The organism is Methanosphaera sp. DEW79, assembly GCF_003266085.1.
GTDB classification, from domain to species: Archaea; Methanobacteriota; Methanobacteria; order Methanobacteriales; family Methanobacteriaceae; genus Methanosphaera; species Methanosphaera stadtmanae.
Genome location: NZ_MUZW01000038.1, coordinates 1 through 6002, shown reverse-complemented (window position 1 = coordinate 6002; position 6002 = coordinate 1). Strand labels below are relative to the sequence as shown.

Annotated in this window: 1 protein-coding gene; it reads left to right on the top strand. The window is 28.5% G+C overall.

Going from position 1 to position 6002, the window contains the following annotated elements:
- On the top strand, positions 1-6002 hold a 6002-nt coding region (locus tag BZ132_RS03740; RefSeq protein ID WP_286940530.1), incomplete at both ends, for a carboxypeptidase regulatory-like domain-containing protein.

The window sequence follows — 6002 nt, the reverse complement described above, 5'->3', positions numbered from 1 at the left end:
AATGAAAATACATACAATAATTCCATGAAACATGTGATAGAAAACTCAAACTTCACAGATATGCAACCATCAACAATACTACTAAGTTTCTTTGATAGAACAACACCAACATTTGCAATATACAACCTAGGACAATATAACACAACAATAAGAAACAACCAAATAACAACAAACATAGGATCACACGCACTATACCTTAAAGGATACAATAACATAACAAATAATAATATTGAAGGATTTATTTACATAACAGGAAAAAATAATACATTAACAGATAATACATTAAAATATAACAAAACATATGTTGTAGAACTAACAAGTAGTGCATACAACAATACAATTACAGACAACAGTATAACAGCAAGTATATTTACTGGAGACAGAGCAGTAAAAACAGCAAACAATGAAAATACAATAGAAAACAATACAATAAACACTGGTAGTGATTATACAATAACTGAAGCAAATTATAACGACTTCTTTGATACAAATGGAGACATTAAAAATGTACCAACAGGAAGTAAATTAACACTTCAAACATTAAATAACAAACAATTCAACATAAAAAATGTAAATGTATACATAACAAATGATAATACATCCATACTCAACAACTGTTCAATATACGTAGATAATACTGCAAAAGTAACAATCTATGGACTAAACATACAAAACACAAATAATAAAGATTATGTAATAAAAGTTAATTCAAAAGACAATACAATTGAAGCAAACAATATAACAGTAAATACAAACACACCAATACATACAATCACAATAACAGATGATAGAAACACCATATATAACAACACTATAATAACAAATGGACCTTCCAACAACATAACATACACTGATAATTATGGAATTGCAGATACAATAGGATTACTCATACAATCATCAAACAACATTGTAGAATTAAATAAAATAACAACAATAAATACAACAACACAACCATATGGAACAATAAATGGAATATCAATACAAAACAAAACAAACAGACACACAAACAATCTAATTAGAAATAATACAATAACAACACAAACAAATGACTATGCATACTCAATAAATCTACAAAATACAGATGAAAACATAATCATTGGAAACAACATAACCACAACATCAAACAACTATGCAAATGGAATACAATTAATAGATTCCAATAAAAACTACATCAATGCAAAAATAAACATAACAGCAACCAACAATGCATATGGAGTAGTAATAAGTGGAATAAACACCATACCAGCTGATAATAATATAACAGTAAATATGAATTTAACAGCAAACAATGTATATGGAGTAGATTTATACAATACCAATAATACAATAATCACATCAAATGACTCAACAAGTCCATATTACCTATATGGAAATTCAATAATGGTTAATATGTACAAAGCAAACTACACTGATATAAGCTTCCTCACACCATATCAAAATGGTACATCAACAGCATTCAATGTAATAAACTCATCCAACGTAGCAATAAATGGAATAAACTACACACAACAAACAAATGGAATAAAATACAATACAGGAACATACACACAAATAACAAACTCAACTGATGTATACATAGGAATATTAGTTAAAGGAAACTACACAGAAAATGCAACAATAAACACGCCAGAAACACCAATACAAATAACAAACTCACAACAAATAAATATAAATGGACTAAAAATAACCACAACACTAAAGCATACAATATTATTAACAAATACAAATAATTCAATAATCCAAAACAACATACTTAAAAGTAGTGAAGGAAATGGAGATGCAACGATACAAGAAACAAGATGTTTTAATAATAGTTTAATAAATAATACAGGACCTGACAATACCAATACCATAAACCTAAAATCATTAAAAAATAAACAACAAATAAAAAGCATTAAAAAAGCAGAAGAAAATATAATTCTCACAGAAGAAAATTATGACCAATATTTCACAAACGGAGAAATAAAAAGTGGAATAAAAAAAATTACATTAGGTTCTGATTTATACAATAAAAACATGACTATTGGTAATGATCTTATAGAAATTAATAATTATCTTCATAAATATACATTATATAACACGACAATTATATATAAACATAATGTTACCTTAAACAATATTACTATTATAAATACTGATGAACGTGAAGCAACATTCATCCTTTCTTCTACATTAAAACCTTTTGAAATGTATGGACATATATACCATCTTGATATACGTTTTAATAATTGTACAATAATTCAAAAAAATAAGGGAGATAGTGTTCTTTTCAAAGAAGAATCAAATGCAACAGCTAATATTAATCTAAGATTTTCACGCATAATTATGGAAGGTAACAAAGCAATAGTTATTAATTTCACAAATTCACCATACGATATAAGGTATTGTAAGATTAATGTTAAAACCAATGTTTCTACACCTGTATTATTAGAAAACCTTGAGTGGATGTGTGGATGTATAATTATAGTGGATGAACCAGAAGACCAGCCAATAATAGTAAGTCGTGCTGAGTATGCTCAGCAAGAATGTTATTTATTAACACCATTTAGACGAGGAAGTTCTGCTATGGAAGGTGATCCTTGGGATAATCTACCAGCTGCTGGTAATAATACTCTTCCAATTTATACAACAATAACCAATAAGGAATTAAAAGTTGGTAAAATTAATGATATTAATATAAAAGTAGTTGATGTATGGCTTAAAGATGTTAACGAGGGTAATATAACTGTAAAAATTAATAATGATATCATAGGCACAGTACCTGTAACTAATGGATCAGCTACAGTGCAATATAGTCCACAAGAAGAAGCCAATTACACAATTGTACTAGATTATCAGACAAATACTGAAAACTATGTCCAATATGACTGGATTGGTGATCATTCAGGTGGTGGTATGTGCAGATTCAAACCATGTAATGACTCTTTTATTATAGATGCAGTAATACCAATAACAACCATTATCATTGAACCAACTGTTGCTCAGATTAATGATACAATAAGTATTTCTGCTTCAGTAACAAGTGATAATACACCAATTACTGGTGGTCGTGTAATATTTAAAGTTCGTGATAAAATTTTAAAAGATATTAATGGTAATGTTCTCTTTGCTAATGTTAAAGATGGTAAAGCAGTAATTAATAATTATACCATACCTGGTGATTGGATTAAACCAAACACAAAAATGACAGCAGTATACAGTGGAACCAGTACTATTCAATCAGCTTCAAGTACTATTGATCTAGATATTAGTAAAATAATGCCTGAAATTGAATTAGAACCTCAAACTGTTGAAGTGGGTAAAGAAGTTACTCTTATAGCTAAAGTTACAAGTAAACAAACCACATACTCATCAGACAATAATACTTTAATTACAAGTGATACTAATAAAGAAACTATTACTAAACCTGTTAATGGTGGACGTGTAGTATTTAAGATTAATGGTAGAACTTTAAGAGATAGTAATGGTAATATTATTTATGGTAATGTTGTTGATGGAATAGCTTCCATAACATACACAGTACCTGATAGTTTTACTCCTAAGAATTATAACATCACTTGTGTTTATGGTAATAAATTATATGAAAGAAATGAAGGAAATACTATCCTTACAGTAAAAACTAACACTAAAAAAATAGCTACTAAATCACTTAAAACTCTAACTGATACAAGAATAGAATTATCAGGAGAAACTCAAGTTACAATTGGTGGAGATACAGTTATCACTGCTAAATTAGTTGATGCTACTGGTAATGCTATCAATGGTGTAAAGATATCTGGTTATCTTGGTGATACATTTATTAGTGAGGAATCTCCTACTGAAAATGGTGAAGTAGAATTCTGGATTCAAAATTCTGTTTTATCAGAAGCTCGTGACTATACATTCACTGCTAAATCTGAAGAAACTACTGAATATGCAGCTAGTACTAATTCAACAATAATAAGTGTTAATAAAGTTGAAACTGAATTAACAATCAATGAACCTTTAGATATTGTTGTTGATGTGAACACTCCAGTAACTATTAATGGTACTCTTACTAATGCAACTGGTGGTGCTATAGCAAATGCTATTATTAACCTAAATATTACTGATGTAGGTTCTGTTACTAATACAACTGGTAGTGATGGTAAATATTCATACACATGGATTCCATCAAAAAAAGGTACATTTTATGTAAATGCTACCTATGATGGTAATGATAAATATGGTGATGCATTTGCTAGTACATATGGTGATGTAGATCCATTAACTACAACTATTACATTAAATATTAAAGATGGTGATGAATTCCTTGTTAACACTCCAATAACCATAAGTGGTACTATTTTGGACAATAACAATAATCCTCCAGAACACGTTCTACTGACTATAAGATTCAATAAGAGAAACATAATAATTTCTGCAGAAAATGGTTCTTATTCACATACCACTAGTTACGATCAAACACCAAAATATCCAAGATTATATGAACTATCTGTTGAATATGCTGGTAATGATACATATAATGGTGATAAAATAACAGTTACTATAAATGTAACATCAAAAATGAAAACTATGATGTCTGTAGATGAAGGTCCTATAGATGTAGTAGTAACTGATAATGTTACTATCAATGGTACTCTTACTGATGAAGAAGGTATGCCTATTGAAGGTGCAGAAATAGAAGTATCTACCGGAGACTTAATAACTACCAATAGTACTGGTGGATATTCATACACATACAAAGCAGACACTGTTGGGGAAAATATTCCTATAACATTCAAATATTATGGTAATAAGACTTATGAAAGTACATCAGCAGAAACTTCCATAAATGTTTTAAAATTAAATACAACATTAAGATTAACTGGAACTACACAATACACATATGGAATGCCTGTAATAATTAAAGTTAACTTAACTGATGCTAAGGGTAATCCTATCTCTGATGCAAGTATAGATGGTACTATTAGTAATATGGAAGGTATTACAACAATAATAACTGGGAATGATGGTACTGCAGAATTTTATATTACAGATTTACCAGTTAGTGAATATACATTAACTGCTACATATGCTGGAACTGATACAAAATATAATGGTAATACTACTGATATAATATTTGAAATAAATAAACTTGGAACTATACTATCAATCAATCCTGAACTGGAAAACATTGATGTAAACACACAAAAAACAATTAATGGTACCCTTACTGATGTAAATGGTAATGTATTAAATGGTGTTAATATTACCATGTCTATTACTGGTATGGAAGAGTTTAATCTAACAACTGATAATAATGGTAAGTATTCATATACATGGACTCCAACAACAGTTGGTACATATACTGTAAAAGTTATTTATGATGGTAGTAAAATATATGAAGATGCATATAATGATACTTTCTTTGATGTAGAACCATTATCTTCTACCATTACAGTAAATGTTAAAAATAGTGATGAATTACGTGTTGACAGTCCATTGAATATAAATGGTACTCTTATGGATAATAATAATAATCCTATTGCAGATGCTACTTTAACCATAATATTTAATGGGGTTAGTACAAATGTAAATACTGATAAAGATGGTTTATATAAATTTGACACCACAACACCATCATATGCAGGATTATATGATTTAACTGTTGAATATGCTGGTAATGATACATATAATGGTGATGAAAAAACAGTAAAATTAGATGTAAAGAAAATATCAACTGACATAACAGTTAATAAACAAGAAACTGTTTTAGTTCCACTTGATAATATTGTTATTAATGGTACTCTTACTGATGAATATAATATGCCTATGAAAGATGCTGAGATTACCATAGCCATTACTGGTGAAAATAACATTACAGTAAAAACTAATGATGAGGGTAAATATACCTACACTTATAAAACAACAAAAGAAGGCATATATAATGTAGTTGTATTATATGAAGGTAATGATAAATACTATGAAAGTAGTGCAAATACTTCCTTTAATGTGACAAAAATAGATTCCTCTATTACTAT